The organism is Rhizobium sp. P2_G9, from assembly GCF_056403475.1.
On sequence record NZ_JBFUFK010000128.1, the window covers coordinates 1 to 934 of the forward strand.

Sequence of the window (934 nt, forward strand, 5' to 3'; positions counted from 1 at the left end):
AGAGCCCGATTCAAAAGTTCATTCGTAGATCCAATACCTTGCGATGCGCCTTGTGAGCATTCGGATTGAAGCGATTTGCGCCCATGCTGTTGAGCTTTCGATGGATTTTTCCCAATCCTTGGCGAGGCGGCGGCAACGCCCGAGCCAAGCAAATGTTCTTTCGACAACCCATCGGCGTGGCAGCAAGACGAAGCCCGCGGCCTTGTCAGAGCGCTTAACGATTTCGACTGTCCACTGCCCGTGACGGCGCATCGCCAACTTCAACTTGTCGCCCGCATAGCCACCATCGGCGAAGATATGGCGCAGCCATGGAAAACGGTAGCGGATGGCCTTGAGAACATCGGGCGCACCGTCGCGATCCTGCACGTCGGCCCCATGGATCAGCACGAAGATCAGAAATCCGCACGTATCGGTGACGATGTGACGCTTGCGACCCTTGATCTTTTTTCCTGCGTCATAGCCGCAAACGCCGCCGCTTTCCGTGGTTTTGACGCTTTGGCTGTCGATGATCCCCGCCGTGGGTTGCGCTTCTCGTCCTTCGATCTCTCGCGCGGTCATCACCAAAAGCTGATTGATGCCCTCCCATAAACCCATCTTTCGCCAAGCATAGAAATAGCCGCGCACCGTCGACACCGGAGGGAAATCACCCGGCAGCATCCGCCATGAGCAACCGCTTGATGCGATATAGAGGATCGCCTCCACGACCGAGCGCATCTTCGTCGTTCGKCWGCGACCGCCACGCTTGGCCGGTGGGATCARYGGTTCGATWARMSCCCATTCCCGGTCYGTCAAATCACTTGGAAAACGAAGCGCGTCTCGGTTATGCTCACGCCGAGCGATARCAGTCCAGGTCATCGGAAACCCCATTTTGATTTAGCACCAAAAGGGAATCACAACCTGCTGTTATCGCTCAACTACTTTTAAATCGGGCTCT

General features: G+C 56.1%; 1 protein-coding gene. It reads right to left on the reverse strand.

Features of this window, described 5'->3' with window-relative positions:
* Positions 1-18 precede the first annotated feature (18 nt).
* A complete protein-coding gene (locus tag AC1DYF_RS40290) occupies positions 19-855 on the reverse strand; it encodes an IS5 family transposase (protein WP_477884539.1) in 837 nt (278 codons plus the stop codon).
* Positions 856-934: the final 79 nt, after the last annotated feature.